21 protein-coding genes are annotated in these 19,988 nt (G+C 61.9%); 16 read left to right on the top strand and 5 right to left on the bottom strand.

Features of this window, described 5'->3' with window-relative positions:
- Together NKI67_RS25480 and NKI67_RS25475 are read left to right on the top strand one after the other, a co-directional pair.
- A partial coding sequence (locus NKI67_RS25480) for a porin (protein ID WP_352647489.1) occupies nt 1-1,178 on the top strand: 1,178 nt, incomplete at its 5' end.
- A 237-nt stretch (nt 1,179-1,415) separates the two neighbouring features.
- Complete coding sequence (locus NKI67_RS25475) at nt 1,416-2,477, top strand: tyrosine-type recombinase/integrase (protein WP_023677783.1); 1,062 nt, start codon at nt 1,416-1,418, stop codon at nt 2,475-2,477.
- A 271-nt stretch (nt 2,478-2,748) separates the two neighbouring features.
- Here NKI67_RS25475 and NKI67_RS25470 read toward each other — a convergent pair whose 3' ends face one another.
- Both NKI67_RS25470 and NKI67_RS25465 read right to left on the bottom strand, forming a co-directional pair.
- The gene (locus NKI67_RS25470; RefSeq protein ID WP_352647486.1) at nt 2,749-3,636 is read right to left on the bottom strand and encodes an alpha/beta fold hydrolase; all 888 of its coding nucleotides are present in this window, start codon (nt 3,634-3,636) and stop codon (nt 2,749-2,751) included.
- A gap of 230 nt (nt 3,637-3,866) precedes the next feature.
- Nucleotides 3,867-5,906 carry a lytic transglycosylase domain-containing protein gene (locus NKI67_RS25465; RefSeq protein ID WP_023677781.1) on the bottom strand — a complete coding sequence of 680 codons (2,040 nt, stop codon included), beginning with the start codon at nt 5,904-5,906 and terminating at the stop codon, nt 3,867-3,869.
- A gap of 327 nt (nt 5,907-6,233) precedes the next feature.
- Here NKI67_RS25465 and dapA point away from each other — a divergent pair, with 327 nt between their 5' ends.
- From dapA to NKI67_RS25445, 4 genes are all read left to right on the top strand, one after another.
- On the top strand, nt 6,234-7,115 hold the full coding sequence (gene dapA, locus NKI67_RS25460) for a 4-hydroxy-tetrahydrodipicolinate synthase (RefSeq protein ID WP_023677779.1): 882 nt from the start codon (nt 6,234-6,236) through the stop codon (nt 7,113-7,115).
- A gap of 25 nt (nt 7,116-7,140) precedes the next feature.
- Complete coding sequence (gene smpB, locus NKI67_RS25455) at nt 7,141-7,620, top strand: SsrA-binding protein SmpB (protein ID WP_023677778.1); 480 nt, start codon at nt 7,141-7,143, stop codon at nt 7,618-7,620.
- Nucleotides 7,621-7,726: 106 nt separating this feature from the next.
- Nucleotides 7,727-8,455: a GH25 family lysozyme gene (locus NKI67_RS25450; RefSeq protein WP_023677777.1), complete on the top strand. Its 729-nt coding sequence runs from the start codon at nt 7,727-7,729 to the stop codon at nt 8,453-8,455.
- A gap of 106 nt (nt 8,456-8,561) precedes the next feature.
- The gene (locus NKI67_RS25445; protein ID WP_031212018.1) at nt 8,562-9,083 is read left to right on the top strand and encodes a hypothetical protein; all 522 of its coding nucleotides are present in this window, start codon (nt 8,562-8,564) and stop codon (nt 9,081-9,083) included.
- Between the two features lie 30 nt (nt 9,084-9,113).
- Here NKI67_RS25445 and NKI67_RS25440 read toward each other — a convergent pair whose 3' ends face one another.
- Together NKI67_RS25440 and NKI67_RS25435 are read right to left on the bottom strand one after the other, a co-directional pair.
- Nucleotides 9,114-9,791, bottom strand: coding sequence for a uracil-DNA glycosylase (locus tag NKI67_RS25440; protein ID WP_245274739.1), 678 nt, complete (start codon nt 9,789-9,791; stop codon nt 9,114-9,116).
- Nucleotides 9,788-10,369, bottom strand: coding sequence for a LabA-like NYN domain-containing protein (locus tag NKI67_RS25435; RefSeq protein ID WP_023677774.1), 582 nt, complete (start codon nt 10,367-10,369; stop codon nt 9,788-9,790). Before NKI67_RS25435 ends, NKI67_RS25440 begins: the two co-directional genes overlap by 4 nt.
- Nucleotides 10,370-10,647: 278 nt before the next feature.
- Between NKI67_RS25435 and rpoZ the strand changes: the two genes are divergently transcribed.
- From rpoZ to era, 9 genes are all read left to right on the top strand, one after another.
- Entirely contained in the window at nt 10,648-11,049 is a 402-nt protein-coding gene (gene rpoZ / locus NKI67_RS25430; RefSeq protein ID WP_023677773.1) for a DNA-directed RNA polymerase subunit omega, read from the top strand.
- 111 nt (nt 11,050-11,160) lie between these two features.
- Nucleotides 11,161-13,389, top strand: coding sequence for a RelA/SpoT family protein (locus NKI67_RS25425; protein WP_023677772.1), 2,229 nt, complete (start codon nt 11,161-11,163; stop codon nt 13,387-13,389).
- Between the two features lie 93 nt (nt 13,390-13,482).
- Complete coding sequence (gene pyrE / locus NKI67_RS25420) at nt 13,483-14,061, top strand: orotate phosphoribosyltransferase (protein ID WP_352647483.1); 579 nt, start codon at nt 13,483-13,485, stop codon at nt 14,059-14,061.
- A 42-nt stretch (nt 14,062-14,103) separates the two neighbouring features.
- Complete coding sequence (locus NKI67_RS25415; protein WP_352647481.1) at nt 14,104-14,514, top strand: VOC family protein; 411 nt, start codon at nt 14,104-14,106, stop codon at nt 14,512-14,514.
- Between the two features lie 231 nt (nt 14,515-14,745).
- Nucleotides 14,746-15,327 (top strand): DUF2062 domain-containing protein, encoded by a 582-nt coding sequence (locus NKI67_RS25410; RefSeq protein WP_023677769.1) that lies wholly within the window; start codon nt 14,746-14,748, stop codon nt 15,325-15,327.
- Nucleotides 15,324-15,737, top strand: a complete 414-nt coding sequence (gene acpS, locus NKI67_RS25405) for a holo-ACP synthase (protein WP_352647479.1) — start codon at nt 15,324-15,326, stop codon at nt 15,735-15,737. The genes NKI67_RS25410 and acpS overlap by 4 nt, the downstream gene beginning before the upstream one ends.
- Nucleotides 15,738-15,814: 77 nt before the next feature.
- Nucleotides 15,815-16,564, top strand: coding sequence for a signal peptidase I (gene lepB / locus NKI67_RS25400; protein WP_352647493.1), 750 nt, complete (start codon nt 15,815-15,817; stop codon nt 16,562-16,564).
- 4 nt (nt 16,565-16,568) lie between these two features.
- Nucleotides 16,569-17,294 (top strand): ribonuclease III, encoded by a 726-nt coding sequence (gene rnc / locus NKI67_RS25395; protein ID WP_023677766.1) that lies wholly within the window; start codon nt 16,569-16,571, stop codon nt 17,292-17,294.
- The gene (gene era / locus NKI67_RS25390; RefSeq protein WP_023677765.1) at nt 17,291-18,217 is read left to right on the top strand and encodes a GTPase Era; all 927 of its coding nucleotides are present in this window, start codon (nt 17,291-17,293) and stop codon (nt 18,215-18,217) included. The genes rnc and era overlap by 4 nt, the downstream gene beginning before the upstream one ends.
- Nucleotides 18,218-18,320: 103 nt before the next feature.
- Here era and NKI67_RS25385 read toward each other — a convergent pair whose 3' ends face one another.
- The gene (locus tag NKI67_RS25385) at nt 18,321-18,710 is read right to left on the bottom strand and encodes a CPBP family intramembrane glutamic endopeptidase (RefSeq protein ID WP_352647477.1); all 390 of its coding nucleotides are present in this window, start codon (nt 18,708-18,710) and stop codon (nt 18,321-18,323) included.
- 408 nt (nt 18,711-19,118) lie between these two features.
- Here NKI67_RS25385 and NKI67_RS25380 point away from each other — a divergent pair, with 408 nt between their 5' ends.
- Nucleotides 19,119-19,823, top strand: a complete 705-nt coding sequence (locus NKI67_RS25380; RefSeq protein ID WP_352449000.1) for an antitoxin Xre/MbcA/ParS-like domain-containing protein — start codon at nt 19,119-19,121, stop codon at nt 19,821-19,823.
- Nucleotides 19,824-19,988 lie beyond the last annotated feature (165 nt).

The following is a 19,988-nucleotide window of genomic DNA, read 5'->3' as shown; positions in this document are numbered from 1 at the left end:
CTGCGGCACTGATCGCAGTTTCCGGTGCGCGCGCCGCCGACGCCGTCGTCGTCGCCGAGCCGGAACCCGCTGAATACGTCAAGATTTGCGACGTCTACGGCGCTGGCTACTACTACATCCCCGGCACCGAAATCTGCCTGCGCATCGGCGGTTATGTCCGCTACGACATCGGCGTCGGCCAGGCTGGCTCGTTCGACGGCGCGCGATACCTTGACAGCAAGGATCTTCTGGACGGCGAAATCAACGAAAATGACGGCTACTACAAGCAGGCCCGCTTCACGCTGAGGACCTACACCGGCCAGGAAACCGAGATGGGCACCTTGAAGACCTACACCGAGACCCGGTTCAACTGGGGAACCGGTTATCACGACCTCGGGCTGGGCGTCGACGGCTCTCAGTTCGGCAGCAGAGGCGTTTCGCTGAACTTCGCCTGGATCCAGCTTGGCGGTCTCCGCGTCGGTAAGGACGAAACAGCCTTCAACACGTTCACCGGCTACGCCGGCAACGTCATCCAGGATACGATCGTTCCGTATGGCGGCTTCGACACCAATGTCGTCCAGTATTATTTCGATGCAGGCAACGGCTTCTCAGCCGTGGCTTCATTGGAAACCGGTGAAGGTTTTTGGATTAACGACGACAATACTGCCTTCAATTTCGGTCACGACTCGGTCGATAGCTTTGTTCCGTATGTAGTTGGCGGTCTCAAATACACGCAGGGCTGGGGCTCAATCTCCGGTGTTGCTGCCTATGACAGCAGCCTGGAAGAATGGTCTGCCAAGGTTCGCCTCGACGTGACCCCGATGCAGAACCTGTCGCTGTTCCTGATGGCCGGCTACGGCTCTGACGACAACGCTCCGCGCAACTTCTACAAGCAGTGGGGCGGCAACTGGGCAGTCTGGGGTGGTGGCACCTACACCATCAACGAGAAGACCTCGTTCAACCTGCAGGCGTCGTATGACGAAGCCAAGGAAGCTGGCGTCGCGGCCAATATCGCCTACGACATCGTTCCCGGCTTCACGATCACGGCCGAAGTGGACTATGCTCACAATGACCATGATACGAAGAACTACGGCGGCCTCATCGGCGTTCTGGGCCCCTACGAATACAACTGGACCGGCATCCCGGGTAACAAGAAAGACGCCGTTGGCGGCTTCCTCCGCTTCCAGCGCTCGTTCTAAGGGCTGGACTTAAGGCAAGTGAAATCCAGCCCGGGCGCTTTAACGCCCGGGCTGTTTTGTTTTCGCGACTGGTCGCAAACAGAAGGAAAAGGGGGTTCGGTAGCTGAACAGGGTTGTGGAACGATGTCGTTGGGATCCGCCGCTGGTGGATGAAATCGGCCGCAACGCTTAAAACTCTTGAAAGGGCACCGCCAAGCAGGTAGGTCTAGGCCTATCCACTCGGGGGTGTGGCGAATAATGACGAACGATGCGATTCAAGAGGGAGGAACCTCTGATCATTTTTCGATGTTTTCTTCTCAAACTGCAAAGATAAAATACAGTTACAACAAGATACGAGAAGTAAAGTCGCACAGGATCGGAGAACTTTTTTCAGCATACCGGGACATACTTTGGGATGACGGGCGGCATAAATACAATGTCAGCTCCTTCATCGGCGAAATAGACGAGATCCTCCTTGGGGAGCGTTTCAGCGCCTTTGACCAAAGCACCCTCGACAATCTTATCGGCACCTTGCGCCAGCGCGGCAACAGCAACGCAACCATCAACCGGAAGATGGCTGCCCTCAGCAAACTGCTGCGCAAGGCTCACAAGATGGGAGATATCCACAGCCTGCCTGAGTTCCGCCGCCAGAAGGAGCGGGCGGGACGGATTCGTTTCCTCGAAAGGGACGAGGAGGCCCGGTTGTTCGCCGCCATCAAAAGCCGCAGCGAGGACGCTTATCGGCTTTCCGTCTTTCTCGTCGACACCGGCTGCCGCCTCGGCGAAGCGCTGGGTTTGATCTGGAACGATATCCAGGAGCATCGCGTCAGTTTCTGGATCACCAAGTCCGGCCGCAGCCGCACCATTCCGATGACCGAGCGGGTAAAAGAGGTGATCAAGCTGCCGGCCACCGAGGGCCGCCGGCCCAAAGGCCCGTTCACCAAGCTCAGCCAGGCGCAGTTTCGTGCCATCTGGAACGATGCCAAGGCCGAGGTCGGGCTTGGCGCCGACGATCAGGTCGTGCCGCATATATTGCGTCATACTTGTGCCTCGCGTCTCGTCCAGGGCGGCATCGACATCAGGCGTGTGCAGATGTGGCTCGGTCACCAGACGCTGTCGATGACCATGCGCTACGCCCATCTGGCCACCAACGACCTCGACGGCTGCGTCACCGTGCTGGAGACGCCGCGGTGCAGTGGCGCGGACAGTGGCGGCGCAAGCGCTTTGTCTGCTCATTCAGCGATGGATGAGCAGAAGAATAAGCCGGCTAAGAGCGAAAAGTCTCCGAAAACCGTGGTGAAAAGAGCAAAATCCCGGTAGTGTCGCCCATCTGGGTCGCGTACGGCTCTCCCTTCTCCCCTTGTGGGAGAAGGTGGCCGAGCGCAGCTCGGTCGGATGAGGGGTGTTCCAGGGAACGCCAACGCCTCATTTCTTCCAACACCCCTCAACCGTCTTGGCGCTACGCGCCAATCCACCTTCTCCCACAGGGGGAGAAGGGAAGAAACGTGGGCACCGACTTCGACAATCTGTCACCGCTAAATAGGGTCCGTGTAAAGCTTTCAAGGTGGTTATTTGATCTTGAGTTTTACTTCTAACCACCCCGCCGCTCCGCTCGATCGAAAAAACCAGCGATCCTGCCCGGCAGGATCCCGGACTCCAAAAACGGTGCATGCCCCTGGCCGTCGGCGGTGATCGTCTCGATATAGGTATGGCGCGTCCGCATCTGCTCGAGCGTTTCGGCGGACAGCAGCATCGAATTGGCGCCGCGTATGACGAGCATCGGGATGGCCACCAGCGCGTCGAACTGTGGCCAAAGATCGGGCAGCGGCCGGCTGGGATCGAGCCTCGCCAGCGTCTCGACCAGTTTCGGATCGAAATCGGGCAAGAACCCTTCCTCGGTCTCGCGGTAGAGGGCTGACGCCATCCGCTCCCAATCCGCATCGGTCAGCGCCGAAAAATCCCCGCTATGGGTGCTGCGCAGGCCGCAGACCACCTCCGCGTACGTCTTCGGCCTTGGCGCGAGGTCGAGATAGGAGCGGATACGGGCGAGACCTTGCGACTCGATCACCGGGCCGATGTCGTTGAAGACGATGGCCTTCAGCACGGCCGGCCGCATCGCCCCGAGCACATGGATGATCAGTCCGCCGCGCGACGTCCCAATGAAGGCTGCCTCCTCGATGCCAAGTGCTGCCAACCCGGCGAGAATATCGCCGGCTTCGATGCCGATATTGTAATGGCCGATATCGGCATCGTAGGCGGACTGCCCGCGCCCGCGATAATCGAAGGCGACAACCCTGCGCTTCGCCTGCGTCGACAGATAAAGCGCCAATTCGTGGAAATCACGGCAATTGCGGGTCAGGCCGGGCAGGCAAACGACCGGCCAATGGCCGGAATTCGCTTCGCCGTAGATGCGGGCGTGCAGGGACAGCCCGTCCGGCGCGGCGTAGAAGAAATCGGAGAAGCCTTCGTCGTTTGGCATGTACACTCGATTCCGTGCTGCTGTCAGATCGTTTGCGACTGCTACAGGCGAGGGCAGGGGCGGTCAAATCGGGGGCTCTTCCTTCTCTCCTTGTGGGAGAAGGTGGATCGGCGCGTTAGCGCCGAGACGGTTGGGGGGGTGGACGGAGCGCTGTCGGAACCAAGCTGGAGCACCCCTCATCCGACCGAGCTTCGCTCGGCCACCTTCTCCCACAGGGGGAGAAGGAAAGGCTAACCCCGGCCGTTCACCAGATCCCCGACAATGTCGTATTTGCCGGAGATACGCATCTTGTAGACCTCGTAGTTCTCCATCACGCGCTGGACGTAACTTCTTGTTTCCGTATAGGGAATCCGCTCGATCCAGTCGACGATGGCATCGATGTCCTTGCCGCGCGGATCGCCGTATTTCGCCACCCACTGGGCGGCGCGGGTGGGGCCGGCATTGTAGCCGGCGAAGGTCAGCACGTAGGAGCCGTCGAAACGGCCGAGCTGCTCGCCCAGAAAGGCGGCGCCCAGCGTTGCATTGTAGCCGGCATCGGTGGTCAGCCGCGCCTGCGAGAAGGTCATGCCGGCCTTCTTCGCCAATTGCTTGGCCGTGCCTGGCATCAGCTGCAGCAGTCCGCGCGCGCCGGCGCTGGAGACGGCGCCGATGTTGAACTCGCTTTCCTGCCGGGCAATCGCATAGGCCAGCGCCTTGCCCGAGCCGGAGACGTTGGCGGTGTCGGGAATGACGCCGAGCGGATGCGACAGCGCGCCTACGTCGATGCCGCGGGCGCCGGCGATCTTGCCGACCTTCAGCGCCATGAAATGGTTGCCTTGTCTTTCCGCCAACACCGCAAGCAGCGCCAGTTCGCCGGGGCTGTTCAGCTGCCCGGCAAGGTCGCGGTAGAGGGTTTCGGCATAGCGGTCATAGCCTGCCTGCTGCAGCCGCTCGATGGCGCTGACCGCCTCGCGGGTGGCAAAATTCCGGCGGTCGGCGGCACTTGGCTGGGGGTAGACGATATTGAGGGTCTTCCGGCCGACACGCTCGCCGGCGAGCTGGCCGTAAAAGGTCGTGCCGTAGCTGGCGGCACGGCTGAAAAAATCCTTGGCATTGCCGGGCCCGCCGACTTCGGCGGCACGGCCGAGCCAGTAATAGGCGCGCGACAGCGACATCGGCCCTTGGGCGAGCTCCGCGATTTGCGCAAAATGCTTGGCGGCGGTGCTCGGGTCGTTGAGGCCGCGCAACGCGTACCAGCCTGCATGGAATTCCGCCTCGGCGGCATTGGCGGGACTTTCGGCGGCATGCGCGGCGACTATTCTGTAGGCGGTCTTCATGTCGCCCTGGTCGACCAGCTCGCGCGACAGCACCCGGCGTTCGACCCACCAGGCGTCCGCATCGACCAGAGCGTCACGATCGCCCGGCGCCTTCATCACCAGCGCGGCCGCGTCGGAAAATTTCTGTTGCTTGCGCAGATATTCGGCTTCGGCAAAGAGATAGCCGGCCGCCCGCTGCGCTGCCGGCACCGCCTTCAGCAGCTTGGCCGCGTTCTTGTCGCCCTTGCTGACCGCCGCCCAGGCGTCGGCCAATTGCTGGGCGCCGGCGAGACCGGCGACGCGCAGCGCCGAAGCGACCCGGTCGGCATAAAACATGCGCTCCATGCGGAAGCGATGGTCGGCGGCCGGGATCAGCGCGCCGAACTCGCGGATGACCGCCGCCTCGTCCCCGGCTTCGAGCTTTTCGGTGCGCCAGAATGGCGACAGCACCGAGCGCGCCGCCTTGGTATTGCCTAGCGCTACATAGGAGCGCGCAAGGATCACCACGCCCTCGAAGGTCAGCGGCTGGCTGCCGTCGAACGCCCGCACCACGACCTGTGGCGCGGGGTTCTCGCGATAGAGCGCGCGCTCGCTGTTCTTGCGCAAGGCGATCGTGCCCGGCCAGTTCGGCAGCATCTTCGCGGCATCGGCGATGTCACCGCTCGGCACCTGGTCGCCGCCATAGAGCGCAATCGCCCAGGCAAGGATGTGCCGATCGAGCGATTTGGCCGGCAGCGCTTCACGCACCTGGCGCGCGCGCTGAATGTCGTTTGCCGCCAGCGCATCGAGACCGCTCTTCAGCACCGCGACGCTGGCGGATGGCGAAGGGGACTGCTGCAGTGCATCGTTCTGCGGCTCCGTCATCGGGATCGCCGACGTGACCTGCCCATCGACGCTGCCGCCGATCGCCGCGCCGGGGACCAGCACAACGATCGCGCCGAGAAGCGCGAAAAGATGGGGCCGCCTGGTCGGCATGGATTTGGTCATTTCCTATTCTTCGATGCTATCACTGGCACAGATGAACTGCAGCCTATTCGTCTGTGATGAAGGGCCCGTAAAGAAAACCTTATCGAGGTCGTTCGAATTGCAATTGCTGGCGCAATGCTTGCCGCGCAACAATGTCGAGACTATGGTGCGCCGCTTCGCTTTCGGCTAGAAGGCGCGCACGACAAACACCTACAGCGCCGCGCGTCTTCTCAGACGCGCAAAGGACGATGTAGCAATTTAAATTTGGCGCATAACCCTTTCCGAAATCGACTGCGATTTTCGGGGTCATGCGCTAGTCCCAAGGAGTTGGACGACATGCTAAGAGGCTCGCTGACCGCGCTCGTCACACCGTTCGAAAAGAGCGGCCGTTTCGACGAGAAAGCCTTTCGCGCGTTCATCGCCTGGCAGATCGCCGAAGGCACGACGGGCGTGGTCCCGGTCGGCACCACCGGCGAGTCGCCGACGCTGTCGCATGACGAGCACCGCCAAGTCGTCAAGGTTTGCATCGAGGTCGCCAAGGGCCGGGTTCCGGTCGTCGCCGGCGCCGGCTCCAACAACACCGAAGAGGCGGTCGGCCTAGTCCAGTATGCCGAGAAGGCGGGCGCCGACGCGGCCCTTGTCGTCACGCCCTATTACAACAGACCGACACAGCGCGGCCTCTATGCGCATTTCGCCGCCGTCGCCAAGGCAACCGGCCTGCCGATCATCATCTACAACATTCCGCCGCGCTCGGTGGTCGACATGAGCCCCGAGACGATGGGCCAGTTGGTGCATGACTTCAAGAACATCGTCGGCGTCAAGGATGCCACCGGCAAGGTCGAGCGGGTTTCGGAGCAGCGCGCCACCTGTGGCAAGGATTTCATCCAGCTCTCCGGCGAAGACGCCTCGGCGCTCGGCTTCAACGCGCATGGCGGCGTCGGCTGTATTTCGGTGACGGCAAATGTCGCACCCAGGCTTTGCGCTGAATTCCAGGAGGCAACGCTTTCCGGTGACTGCGCCAAGGCGCTCGACCTGCAGGACCGTCTGTTGCCGCTGCACAAGGCGATTTTCATGGAGCCCGGCGTTTCCGGCGCGAAATATGCGCTGTCGAAACTGGGCAAGGTCGAGAACGTGCTGCGCTCGCCGCTAATGACGATCGAGCCGTCGACCGCCGAGAAGATCGACGCGGCGATGAAGCACGCCGGCTTGATAAACTAGGGATGAGGCGCCACCTCTCCGCATCATGAATCACGTCAGAAAAGCCGATCCCAACAACAAGACCGTTGCGGAAAACCGCAAGGCGCGGTTTTCCTATGAGGTGCTCGACACGATCGAGGCCGGCCTGGTGCTGACCGGTACGGAAGTGAAATCGCTGCGCCAGGGCCAGGCCAACATCCAGGACAGCTACGCCTCGGTCGAGGGCGGCGAGATCTGGCTGATCAACTCCTATTTGCCGGAGTATCTGCAGGCCAACCGCTTCAACCATGAGCCGCGCCGCCGCCGCAAACTGCTGCTCAACAAGCGCGAGATGGCCAAGCTGGCGCAAAGCGTCGACCGCGAAGGCATGACGCTGGTGCCGCTGAAGATCTACTTCAACGACCAAGGCCGTGCCAAGCTGCTGCTCGCCGTTGGCCGCGGCAAGAAGCTGCACGACAAGCGCGAGACCGAAAAGCAGCGCGACTGGTCGCGCGAGAAGGGCCGGCTGCTGAAGGAGCGAGGGTGAGGAGCGATCCGCGAAGCGGACGAAAAGCCAGCGATTTGGCTTTTCGAGCGACCAACGCCCGGAGCCATAGCGGCGGGCAGGGCGGACCAAAACGGATAGGTCTCGTTTGAAAAACCGGATCGTCTTATGGGGCGCGGCCGGTCTGCTCGTGGCGGGCCTCGTTCTGGCCGGCGGCTATACCTACTTCCAGACGTTTTCTCCGGACCGCGGCAAATATCCGGTCAGGGGCATCGACGTCTCCCATCATCAGCTGCAGATCGACTGGCGGCGTGTTGCCGCCGACGATGTCGCCTTCGCCGTGATCAAGGCGACGGAAGGCGGCGATCATGTCGACGATGCCTTCGCCGCCAATTTGCGCGCGGCCCGCGCCGCCGGTCTTGCCGTCGGTGCCTATCATTTCTTCACCTTCTGCAGGCCGGGTGCCGATCAGGCACGCAACTTCATCTCGGCGGTGCCGCGCGATCAGCCTTTGCTGCCGCCGGTGGTAGACATCGAGTTCGGCGGCAATTGCCCGCAGCGGCCAACCCCCGAACAGCTGAACGCCGAGCTTTCCGCCTTCCTCAGCCCGGTCGAGGCGGCGTTCGGCAAGACGGCGATCCTCTATGTGACCGACGAGGCGGCACAAGCCTATGCCGGGCAGCTAGCCGGCCGCCCGCGCTGGCTGCGTTCGCTGGCGCTGCGGCCGGGCCATGACGACTGGATCTACTGGCAGTACCACAACCGGGGCCGCGTCGACGGCATCAGCGGCGACGTCGACCTGAATGTTCTCCAGGGCGGACCTGCGACGCTGGCCGCATTGTTTGCCGCAGCGCCTGAAGCGACAGCGTCGGATTGATGCTATTCCTGTCCACCAAAACACCCTCGATGGCACGAAGACAGAGCGACGAAGCGTTCCCTTGTGGCTATTCAGATCGCAGGCGGCGCCGTGCTAAGTACATTTGATGCCGGAGCGCCCTTCATCAACCAATGACAGCAACGCCCCGCCTGCTGCGACGGACGGCGGCGACCCCCGCCTGGCATTTGTCTATGCGGAGGCGGTGCGTGGCCTCCAGCACCAGCAGGGCGTGGTTGAAAGTCTCAATACGCGCGCCGGCAATCTGATCTTCGCAACCGCGTTCGCGAGTTCTCTCCTCGGAGGCAGGGCGCTCCTGGATGGCGTGGGGCCTTGGGACTGGCTGGCGCTGACATTGCTTTTTCTTATCGGGCTGCTGGTCGCGATTATGGTGTGGCCGTATTATAACTATACGTTCCGTTTCGATCCAGAGAAGCTGCTCCAGGACTTCGTTGATCAGCACCCTCCCGCAACCCTGGACGGGATGCACCGAGCGCTTGCGCTGCGCATCAAATCCGACATGGCCAGCAATTGGCGGATCATCCAACGCCTGCGCGTCGCGCTGCAGCTTGCACTGTTTCTGTGGTCGCTGGATCTCCTGGCCTGGTTGTTCGCGATCGCCCGAATCTAGGGCTCGTGCCCTGGCGGGCGTCGTCCGATTCTATGTCTTCAGAAAAGCTTCTATCTGACTGAAGACGTTGACGAACATCGCTTCCGTCAACACGCCGGTATTGGTGTTGTAGCGCGAGCAATGATAGCTGGAAAACAGCGTGATGCCATTGGCCTGCTGCTGCCCACCATGCCGGAACGGATAGGCGGCAACGCGCTGGCCGAGCGCCCGCACGGTCGACTGGTGCGCGATCGAGCCAAGCGCCAGCACAGCGCGCAGATTTGGAAATCGCGCGATCGTCGGCACCAGGAACGTCCGGCAGGTCGCTATCTCGGCGCCAACCGGCTTGTTGTCCGGCGGCACGCAGCGCACCGCATTGGTAATCGCCGTACCGACAAGCTCCAGCCCGTCATCCGGTCGCGCTTTGAATTCGCCGCGCGCAAAGCCGTGCGCGATCAGCGTGTTGTAGAGCAGGTCGCCGGCAAAATCGCCGGTGAAGGGGCGCCCCGTCCGGTTCGCCCCGCGCAGTCCAGGCGCCAGCCCGACGATCAGCAGACGCACTGCATCCTCGCCTTCCGGCGGCAAAAAGGTCGGCACCGGCGCGTTGAACCAGGACGGCTCGCGCCGTCGCCACTCGGCGATGAAGTCGTGCAACCGCGGGCAGAGCGGGCAATCGCGATCGGGTTCGGGGGAGACGACCAGGGGCGCGGTCAAGGCAACGACCGTCAATAGTCTTCCTCGTCGACTTCGGCCGGTTCGGGCCGGCGCACCGGCCGCTCCGACGGATCGCGGCCGACTTCATTCTTAAGCGTCATCAAGTCGATGAAATGGTCGGCCTGGCGGCGCAGATCGTCGGAGATCATCGGCGGCTGCGAAGCCATGGTCGAGACGATCGACACCTTGCGCCCGCGCCGCTGCAGCGCCTCGACCAGCGTGCGGAAATCGCCGTCGCCCGAAAAGATGACATAATGGTCGACGACATCGGCAAGCTCGAGCGCATCGACGGTCAGCTCGATATCCATATTGCCCTTAATCTTGCGCCGGCCGGTCGAGTCGGTGAATTCCTTGGCCGGTTTGGTCACCACCTTGAAGCCGTTATAGTCGAGCCAGTCGATCAGCGGCCGTATCGAGGAGTATTCCTGATCCTCGACCAGCGCGGTGTAGTAATAAGCGCGCAGCAGATAGCCGCGTTTCTGGAAGCTCGCCAGAAGTTTGCGGTAATCGATGTCAAAGCCCAGCGCGCGCGAGGTGGCGTAGAGATTGGCACCGTCGATAAAGAGAGCGATTTTTTCACGAGGATCGAACATGGAAAATGTCCTTTTTCGAAATAAGCGGTCGTCTAAATGCGTGGCGACTATCGGCCGGTCTGATAATAGACCTGTTGGCCTTCATCGTTCGAGATAACGCCAGTTTTACGGCAATCCAAGGCACCATGCCGCACCGCAAGCAATTGTGATCGGCGCTGTGTCGTCGCAGGCGGCCCGCGTCAGAGCTGCGCACCGCCATAAAAGCTTGTATTTTGGCAGCGTTCAGGTTATGGACCGCGCCTGTTTTCCATCAAATCCAGGCATGAAAGGGGCAACTCATGGCCCGCGTAACCGTTGAAGATTGCATCGACAAGGTCGACAACCGCTTCGAGCTGGTGCTCTTGGCCGGCCACCGCGCCCGTCAGATCAGCCAGGGCGCGCAGATCACCGTACCGCGCGACAACGACAAGAACCCGGTCGTTGCGCTCCGCGAAATCGCCGAAGAGACGCTGTCGCCGGACGACCTCAAGGAAGATCTCATCCATTCGCTGCAGAAGCATGTCGAGGTCGATGAGCCGGAAGCCGATGGCGAGGCGATTGCCGACCAGACCGGCAGCGCCGTTGCAGCCACCGATGCCGACGACGCCGAGGACAACGTCACCTTCGATCGCATGACCGAAGAAGACCTGTTGGCCGGCATCGAAGGCCTGGTGCCGCCGGAAAAAAGCGACGATTATTGATCTTAGCGACAACTGCCGACACTTTCGCGTCGGCAGTTTCGTGGCTATCTATGACATGCGCCGTACGCCAGTGCGGCGCATGATTCATTTCAGCATTGCGAGATCCCGGCCATGATGCGTCAGTATGAGCTTGTCGAGCGCGTGCAGCGCTACAAGCCTGACGTCAACGAGGCGCTGCTCAACAAGGCCTATGTTTACGCCATGCAGAAGCATGGCCACCAGAAACGCGCCTCCGGCGACCCGTATTTCTCGCATCCGCTCGAAGTCGCCGCCATCCTCACCGAAATGCACATGGACGAGGCGACGATCGCCGTTGCCTTGCTGCACGACACGATCGAGGACACCACGGCGACCAGGGCCGAGATCGACGAATTGTTCGGCCCGGAAATGGGCAAGCTGGTCGAGGGCCTGACCAAGCTGAAGAAGCTCGACCTCGTCTCGAAGAAGGCCGAGCAGGCGGAGAACCTGCGCAAGCTGTTGCTGGCGATCTCGGAAGACGTGCGCGTGCTTCTGGTCAAGCTCGCCGACCGCCTGCACAATATGCGCACGCTCGACCATGTGCCGGAAGCCAAGCGCCTGCGCATCGCCGAAGAGACGATGGACATCTACGCGCCGCTGGCCGGCCGCATGGGTATGCAAGGCATGCGCGAGGAGCTGGAGGAGATTGCCTTCCGCTTCATCAATCCGGAAGCCTACCGCGCCGTCACCGCACGGCTGGCCGAAATCTTCGAGCGCAACAAGGGCGTGCTGTCGGAGATCGAGAAGGCGCTCTCCACGCTGTTCGACAAATATTCGATCAAGGCCGAGGTCAAGAGCCGGCAGAAGAAGCCGTGGTCGGTATTCCGCAAGATGGAGGCCAAGGCGCTGTCGTTCGAGCAGCTGTCCGACATTTTCGGCTTCCGCGTCGTTGTCGAGACGGTCGAGGACTGTTACCGCGCGCTCGGCGCCATCCACACCACCTGGTCGATGGTGCCCGGCCGCTTCAAGGATTACATCTCGACGCCGAAGCAGAACGACTACCGCTCGATCCACACTACCATCGTCGGCCCGTCGCGCCAGCGCGTCGAATTGCAGATCCGCACCTATCAAATGAACAAGATCGCCGAATACGGCGTCGCGGCTCATTCGATCTATAAGGATACCGGTGGCAAGATGAATGGTGCCGCCCATGCGATCTCGAAGGAAACCAATGCCTATGCCTGGCTGCGGCGCACCATCGAGCAGCTTGCCGAAGGCGACAATCCCGAGGACTTCCTCGAAAACACCAAGCTGGAACTGTTTCAGGACCAGGTATTCTGCTTCACGCCGAAGGGCATGCTGATCGCGCTGCCGCGCGGCGCCACGCCGATCGACTTTGCCTATGCCGTCCACACCGACGTCGGCGACACTTGCGTCGGCGCCAAGGTCAATGGCCGCATCATGCCGCTGATGACGGAGCTGAAGAACGGCGACGAGGTCGAGATCATCCGCTCGAAGGCGCAGGTCCCGCCGGCGGCGTGGGAATCGGTGGTCGTTACCGGCAAGGCACGCTCGGCCATCCGCCGCGCCACCAAGAACGCCATTCGCAAGCAATATTCAGGTCTCGGTATCCGCATTCTGGAGCGCGCCTTCGAACGCTCCGGCAAGACCTTCACCAAGGAAAGCCTGAAGCCGGTGCTGCACCGGCTGGCGCGCAAGGACATCGAGGATGTGCTGGCCGCGGTCGGCCGAGGCGAACTTGCCTCCACCGATGTCATGAAGGCGGTGTTTCCCGACTACAAGGACGAGCGTGTCACGCTGGTCGCGCCCAAGCAGCGCGAGGAGGGCTGGTCGAAGATCCGCAACGCCGCCGGCATGCTGTTCCAGATTCCGGGCCGCGCCGCACGCAAGGACAAGAACCAGCCGCGCGACGACGCGGTGCCGATCCGCGGTGTGCGCGGCGATCTGCCGGTGCGCTTCGCGCCGGAAGGGGCAGTGCCAGGCGATCGCATCGTCGGCATCGTGCAGCCGGGAACCGGTATCACCATCTATCCGATCCAGTCGCCGGCGCTGCAGGCCTTTGACGACCAGCCCGAGCGCTGGATCGACGTGCGCTGGGATATTGACGAGCGCACCAAGGAGCGGTTCCCGGCGCGCGTCTCGGTCACCGCCATCAACGCGCCGGGCTCGCTGGCCGACATTGCACAGGTCGTCGCATCCAACGACGCCAATATCCACACTCTGTCGATGGTGCGCACCGCGCCCGATTTCACCGAAATGCTGATCGATCTCGAAGTGTGGGACCTCAAGCACTTGAACCGGCTGCTGTCGCAGCTAAAGGACAATTCGAGCGTCAGCGATGCAAGGCGCGTGAATGGGTGAATAGTGAATAGTGAATAGTGAATAGTGAAGAGGGTGCTCTCACTACCATTCACCATTCACCATTCACCATTCACCATGGACATGGAGTGAACGATGAACACCGATGAAGTGCTGGGCATTTTCCGCGAGGCCGGCGCCGTTCTCGAAGGGCATTTCATCCTGACGTCGGGCCTGCGCAGCCCGGTCTTTCTGCAGAAAGCGCGTGTTTTCATGCATGCCGACAAGACCGAGCGCTTGTGCAAGGCGCTCGCCGAAAAGATTCGCACTGACGTGCCCGGCAGGATCGACTACGTCGTCGGCCCGGCGATCGGCGGGCTGATCCCGGCCTATGAGACCTCGCGCCATCTTGGTGCGCCGGCGATCTGGGTCGAGCGGGAAGGGGGCGAATTCAGGCTGCGCCGTTTCGAGATCGCCAAGGGATCGCGCGTCGTCATTGTCGAGGACATCGTCACCACCGGCCTGTCGATCCGCGAGACCATCGACTGCCTGCGCGGCCTTGGCGCCGAAGTCGTTGCCGCCGCATGCATCATCGACCGTTCGGCCGGCAAGACCGATGTCGGCGTGCCGCTGATCGCACTCGCCGAATACGAAGTTCCGGCCTATCCGGCCGACAGGCTGCCGCCCGAACTCGCCGCCATACCGGCGATCAAGCCGGGCAGCCGCAATATCTAATGCATGTCGCCCAAAAGTGTGCGGCGGTTTTGGGACAACGACATGCATAAAAACAAGTCAAGAGGCGCTTCCGTGATTGCCGGCATCGATCATTTCGTGCTGACGGTTCGTTCGGTGGACGATACCTGCGCCTTCTATCAGCGCGTGCTTGGCTTCAAGCGCCTCGACGAGCCGGACCGACCAACGGCGCTGCTGTTTGGAACGCAGAAGATCAATGTGCACGAGGTCGGGCACACCTTCGAGCCGAAGGCGAAGGCGCCGACGCAGGGCTCCGGAGATTTCTGCTTGATTGCTGCCCGGCCGCTCGCCGAGATATGTGCCAACCTCGCCGCCAATGGTGTGGTGATAGCGGTCGGCCCGGTCGAGCGTGTCGGCGCTCGGGGTGCGATGATGTCGGTCTATTTCCGCGATCCGGACGGCAATCTCGTCGAGGTCAGCGAATATCGATCCTAAGTGACGCTCCTTAAATTCGCCGCGATCATGCCCTGTTCAGAACGGCGACACCCAGGGCCGGCGCGACCGGCCACCAAGCGGATGCCGTCGGCCTCGTTGTTCTTCGGCCAGCGCATCGCTATATCAAAGTCGTAGTTGCTTTTCGGCGACCGCAGAGCGCAGCATGGGGCTGTCGCGCCCGGCTGGAGAAGCCGGCGTGAAGCTATTGACGGAACTAGGAACAGGAACAGAGTGCTTTTTCGACGGCGCAAGCCTGATGGTTTTTTCGAGCGGGTGCGTACTTATTTGTGGCCGCGCCGCTCGTTCTCGCGCTCGCTGCGGTATTTTTCCAAGCGCATCCTGCGGCTTAGGGCCACGCCGCATGCCGTGGCCGCAGGTGTTGCGGCGGGCGTATTCGCGTCGTTTTTCCCGCTTGGCTTTCACTTCATCATTGCTGCCATCCTGTGCTGGCTGATCGCCGGCAATCTGGTCGCGGCAGCACTCGGCACGGTCTTCGGCAACCCCCTAACCTTTCCGCTGCTATGGGCCGCCTCCTGGGAGGTCGGCAAGCTGATCCTGCATGAACACCTGCCGGCGCATGGCCCGCCCGCGCATCTCGGCGACATGCTGCATAATCTTTCCTTTGCGCAATTGTGGGGACCGGTGCTGAAGCCGATGACGATCGGCGCAATACCGCTCGGCCTGGTTTTCGGCCTGCTGTTTTACGGCATCACCCGCTGGGGCATGGTCACCTTCCACGAGCAGCGCCGCAAGCGGCTGGCCGAAAGAGCGGCAAAGGCTGGAAAAACCGGGCCGGAAGTTCCTGCCGAATGATTATCGGTATCGGCAGCGACCTCATCGACATCAGACGCATCGAGAAGTCGCTGGAACGCCATGGCCAGCGCTTCATCCAGCGCATCTACACCGAGATCGAACAGGCGCGCTCCGAAAACCGCGCGGCGCGTGTGGCCTCCTACGCCAAGCGTTTCGCTGCCAAGGAAGCCTGCGCCAAGGCATTGGGTACCGGTATGGCGCAGGGTGTGTTCTGGCGCGACATGGGGGTCGTCAACCTGGCCAGCGGCAAGCCGACCATGGCGCTGACCAATGGGGCGGCCGCGCGGCTGGACGAAATTCTGCCTGAAGGGCACCGCGCGGTGATCCACCTCACCATCACCGATGATTTTCCGCTCGCTCAAGCCTTTGTGATCATTGAAGCGTTGCCGGTCGAAGAAGCGCCACATTGATTGCATCTGACCACCGGCATGACGTTGCCCAGCGCGCGCCGAGACTCTATACCATCCAACGCACAATCGAGGACGACATGAGCGTGGCTGAAAAAACCCAGAAGAAATCCGGCGGACTTGGCGAAACCGTCAGCGTCATAGTCCAGGCCCTGCTGCTTGCGCTGGTCATCCGCACGCTCCTGTTCCAGCCGTTCTCGATCCCGTCCGGGTCGATGCGGCCGACTTTGCTCGAAGGCGACTATCTCTTCGTCACCAAGTGGTCCTACGGCTTCTCCCGCTATTCACTGCCGTTCGGGCCGAACATCTTTTCGGGCCGCATCTGGGGCTCAGAGCCGCAGCGCGGCGACGTGGTGGTGTTCAAGTTTCCGCCGGATCCTTCTGTCGATTATATCAAGCGCGTCGTCGGCCTGCCGGGCGACAAGATCCAGGTCAAGGATGGCCAGCTCTTCATCAACGACGTCGGCGTGCCGCGCGTCAAGGTCGGGCAGATCGACAACCACGACATCACCGAGGAGAACGGGCCGGTCGATGTCTATCGCGAGACGCTGCCGAACGGCGTCAGCTACGACACGCTCGACCTGACGCAGGCTTCGATCGGCGACAATACCAAAGAGTTCAAGGTGCCGCCCGGTCACTATTTCATGATGGGCGACAATCGCGACAACTCGTCGGACAGCCGCTTCACCGTCGGCTTCGTGCCGGACGAGAATTTGGTCGGCCGCGCCAACCTCATTTTCTTCTCGATCGGCGGCAGCGCCAGCCCGCTCGAAATCTGGAAATGGCCGTCACTGATGCGCGCCTCGCGCCTGTTCCATTTCGTCAATTAGGGCCATGGCGGCGACGAAACGGCTGACCGCCGATGCGCTCGCCGAGGCGCTCAGGGAGCGCACCGGCCACAGTTTTGGCGACCATCAGCGCCTGCAGCGGGCGCTGACCCATGCCAGCGCTCGCGGCAGTCACGCCGGCATCGACTACGAACGTTTCGAATTCCTGGGCGACCGCGTTCTCGGCCTTGTCGTTGCCGATATGCTGCTGGCGGCATTTCCCGACGCCGCCGAGGGTGAGCTGTCGCTGAGATTGAACGCTCTGGTCAACGCTGAAGCCCTGGCGGAAATTGCCGAGGAGATCGGCCTGCCGGAACTTATTCGCGCCGGTTCGGACGTACGCGGCCTCGACGGGCGCAAGCGCGTCAATCTGCGCGCCGATGCATTGGAATCGCTGATCGCCGTGCTCTATCTCGACGGAGGATTGGAAGCGGCCCGTGCCTTCATCCACAGATACTGGCAGCCGCGCTCGCAAGCCATTGACGCCGCCCGTCGCGATGCGAAAACCGAACTCCAGGAATGGGCGCATCAGGCGGCAGGCGCAGTGCCGGTTTACATAATCGACAGCCGCGAGGGACCGGACCACGATCCGCTGTTCACCGTCAGTGTCAAGGTTGGCGCCTATCCGCCGGCGACCGGCAGCGGGCGCTCCAAGCGCGAGGCGGAGCAGGCTGCAGCCGCGGCACTTCTGCAGCGGGAAGGCGTCTGGCTCGATCAAGGGAGTGCCGCATGACCGCCACCGAAGCTCCGGCAACAGAAGCTCCCGCTACCCGCTCCGGCTTCGTCGCGCTGATCGGCGCGCCCAATGCGGGGAAATCGACGCTGGTCAACCAATTGGTCGGCGCCAAGGTGTCGATCGTGACGCACAAGGTGCAGACCACGCGCGCTATCGTGCGCGGCATTGCCACCCACAACAACGCGCAGATCGTCTTCGTCGACACGCCGGGCATATTCAAGCCGAAGCGCCGGCTGGACACCGCGATGGTGACCACAGCGTGGGGCGGTGCCAAGGACGCCGATATCGTGCTGCTCTTGATCGATGCCGAGCGCGGCATCCGGGGCGATGCCGACGCCATCCTCGAGCGGCTGAAGGATGTCCGGCAGCCGATGGTGTTGATCCTCAACAAGGTCGATCGGGTCAAGCACGAGACGTTGCTGGCATTGTCGGCGGCAGCCAACGAAAGGGTGCCGTTCAAGCGCACCTTCATGGTTTCGGCGCTGACCGGGTCCGGCTGCAAGGACCTGCTCGACTATCTCGCCGAGACCTTGCCGGCCGGCCCCTGGTACTATCCGGAGGACCAGATCTCCGACCTGCCGATGCGCCAGCTCGCGGCCGAGATCACCCGCGAAAAGCTTTATCTCAGGCTGCATCAGGAACTGCCTTATTCCTCCCACATCGAGACCGAGAAATGGGAAGAGAAGAAGGACGGCTCGGTGCGCATCGACCAGACAATCTATGTCGAGCGTGACAGCCAGAAGAAGATCGTGCTCGGCCATAAGGGCGAGACGATCCGCGCGATCGGCCAGGCCGCGCGCATGGAAATCGCAGGCATACTCGAGCAGAAGGTGCACCTCTTCCTGTTCGTCAAGGTGCGCGAGAACTGGGGCGACGATCCCGAGCGCTACCGCGAAATGGGGCTCGAATTTCCGCACTGAGCCTGTTTGGGCGATCCGCCGAGCGGCCTGTTGGTCGCCTCAGGATTGCCCAAGTGCCAGCGACACGCCGTCGGCAAGATGTTCTGCGTCAGAGGCGCCGTGATTAAACGGCGCCAGCAAGCTGCGTTGCCGACCTGCGGGCGAAGCTCTCGGTGCCGTAGACGGCAACGATGGCGACCGCAGCCACCGCCCAGATCGCAACACCGATCCATTGCTGCTGCACATGGTCGGCGTCGATGAACACCTTGCCCAGGAAGCGTACGCTGTTCTGATGGGTGACATGCATCAGAATGGCGAGAAGCACGCTACCGGTGTTCTGATAGAGCCAGGTAAATACCACTGCCGCCAGCACAACGTTGACTGTGCCATAGACGCTGAGATCGCCGACCAGGCCGAGCGGAAAATGCCAGATCGCCCGGATCGCGCCGAGGATCAGACTTCCGGCCAGCGCCGAATGCTTGCTAGCAGACGCAGTGTCGCAAAGCCGCGCCATCCCGGCTCTTCGCCAAGCGGGCCGCTGAAGACCGCATAAAGCGCGATGATCGGCAGTATCTCAATGACAGCTGGAATGTTGCTCCAGGCCGAGAGGTCGCCGGGGTGCCCGATCGGTCGACTTGCGTATTGAACAGCCGCCGAATCATTCCGGGAGGCCATGCGTCGACCACGTCGGTCGAGCCGTTTCTTATTGGCACCGGCGCGGCCCGAAATCCTGAGCGGGTTCTGAGAAATTTCCGATATTTCATGCAAAATCGGCCAGTAGATCGAATGGAACTCCTGCCGATACTGCGACCGTGCGTGGTTCCCGTTTGTCGTCTCTCCGTCATACACCCTGCCTATAGGCTGTGCGAAAGACCCGCCTCCGAGCAAACCGGAACCGGCAGGCAAACAGCCAGATCAGGACATGACCGGGACTTGGAATCGCATCGACCCCATCCGTCAGATCGAGTTTGCAAACGCCGTCGCTGTTGAGATCGAGCGCGTGCTGGCGCGGCAAGGCAAGGTGACGAACAGCGATGCGGTCGTTGCAGCGGGCAGGGTCGCCGGCGCCGTTGCCGCCGCCGTCGCTTTGCTTGCGCCGACCGACATCAGTGCGATCGACACCATGCAGGAAAGATTACCCGGCATGGCGTCGCGTTTCGTGCGGATATTGGCAGCCGAAGCTGCGGAACGCCGTGCCCGGACGCATCTGTCGACGGCGCACGAAGGTCAAGGGGCAGACATCCAACGCCTGGCCGGAACGGGCGACCTCGACGCGATGCGGGTCGAGGACTGGGCCGGTCGGGTCGCCGGGTCGACGTTCCTGCAGCAAAATCTCGGCATATCGCGCTCGACCCTGCATCGCTGGCAGCGGAGCGGCACGGTCGTTGCGTTGCGCACCGGTGGCCGCAAACATGTATTTCCCCTGGCCCAGTTCATCGACGGCAGGCCGGCGCCGGGTGTCAAGGAAGTGTTATCCGCGATGCCCGATCCACGGCATGCCTGGTCGTGGCTGATCGGCCCCGCGCCCGGCCTCGCCGGACGTATTCCCATTGAAATGCTCAAACGGGATCTGGTGGCGGAAGTCGTTCTTGCCGCACAGAACGCAGCGATGGCGAAGTCGGCTTGATCTCGCTGCCAACGTTAGAAGTCTATTCCAAAAAAAGAACACGTAGAAGGAATGTATGTCGGATTCCGATCGGTTTGCCGGCTAATGGCATAAGTATATTTTTGTACAATTGTGACAGTGTCTCGTTTGTGCCGGGGGCAAATGTGAAAGAAAATATGAAGTGAT

The organism is Mesorhizobium sp. M0408 (assembly GCF_040321495.1).
In the GTDB taxonomy this organism is placed as follows: Bacteria; Pseudomonadota; Alphaproteobacteria; order Rhizobiales; family Rhizobiaceae; genus Mesorhizobium.
This window is presented reverse-complemented; position numbering and strand designations above follow the sequence as displayed.

Excerpts from the sequence above, each read along its gene's own strand:
- NKI67_RS25435 (WP_023677774.1), bottom strand. The coding sequence starts at position 10,369 with ATGTTCGATCCTCGTGAAAAAATCGCTCTCTTTATCGACGGTGCCAAT.
- smpB (WP_023677778.1), top strand. The coding sequence starts at position 7,141 with ATGAATCACGTCAGAAAAGCCGATCCCAACAACAAGACCGTTGCGGAA.
- NKI67_RS25445 (WP_031212018.1), top strand. The coding sequence starts at position 8,562 with ATGCCGGAGCGCCCTTCATCAACCAATGACAGCAACGCCCCGCCTGCT.
- NKI67_RS25475 (WP_023677783.1), top strand. The coding sequence starts at position 1,416 with ATGACGAACGATGCGATTCAAGAGGGAGGAACCTCTGATCATTTTTCG.
- NKI67_RS25470 (WP_352647486.1), bottom strand. The coding sequence starts at position 3,636 with ATGCCAAACGACGAAGGCTTCTCCGATTTCTTCTACGCCGCGCCGGAC.
- NKI67_RS25465 (WP_023677781.1), bottom strand. The coding sequence starts at position 5,906 with ATGCCGACCAGGCGGCCCCATCTTTTCGCGCTTCTCGGCGCGATCGTT.
- lepB (WP_352647493.1), top strand. The coding sequence starts at position 15,815 with ATGAGCGTGGCTGAAAAAACCCAGAAGAAATCCGGCGGACTTGGCGAA.
- era (WP_023677765.1), top strand. The coding sequence starts at position 17,291 with ATGACCGCCACCGAAGCTCCGGCAACAGAAGCTCCCGCTACCCGCTCC.
- pyrE (WP_352647483.1), top strand. The coding sequence starts at position 13,483 with ATGAACACCGATGAAGTGCTGGGCATTTTCCGCGAGGCCGGCGCCGTT.
- NKI67_RS25380 (WP_352449000.1), top strand. The coding sequence starts at position 19,119 with ATGACCGGGACTTGGAATCGCATCGACCCCATCCGTCAGATCGAGTTT.
- acpS (WP_352647479.1), top strand. The coding sequence starts at position 15,324 with ATGATTATCGGTATCGGCAGCGACCTCATCGACATCAGACGCATCGAG.
- NKI67_RS25385 (WP_352647477.1), bottom strand. The coding sequence starts at position 18,710 with ATGGCGCGGCTTTGCGACACTGCGTCTGCTAGCAAGCATTCGGCGCTG.
- rnc (WP_023677766.1), top strand. The coding sequence starts at position 16,569 with ATGGCGGCGACGAAACGGCTGACCGCCGATGCGCTCGCCGAGGCGCTC.
- NKI67_RS25415 (WP_352647481.1), top strand. The coding sequence starts at position 14,104 with ATGCATAAAAACAAGTCAAGAGGCGCTTCCGTGATTGCCGGCATCGAT.
- dapA (WP_023677779.1), top strand. The coding sequence starts at position 6,234 with ATGCTAAGAGGCTCGCTGACCGCGCTCGTCACACCGTTCGAAAAGAGC.
- NKI67_RS25425 (WP_023677772.1), top strand. The coding sequence starts at position 11,161 with ATGATGCGTCAGTATGAGCTTGTCGAGCGCGTGCAGCGCTACAAGCCT.
- rpoZ (WP_023677773.1), top strand. The coding sequence starts at position 10,648 with ATGGCCCGCGTAACCGTTGAAGATTGCATCGACAAGGTCGACAACCGC.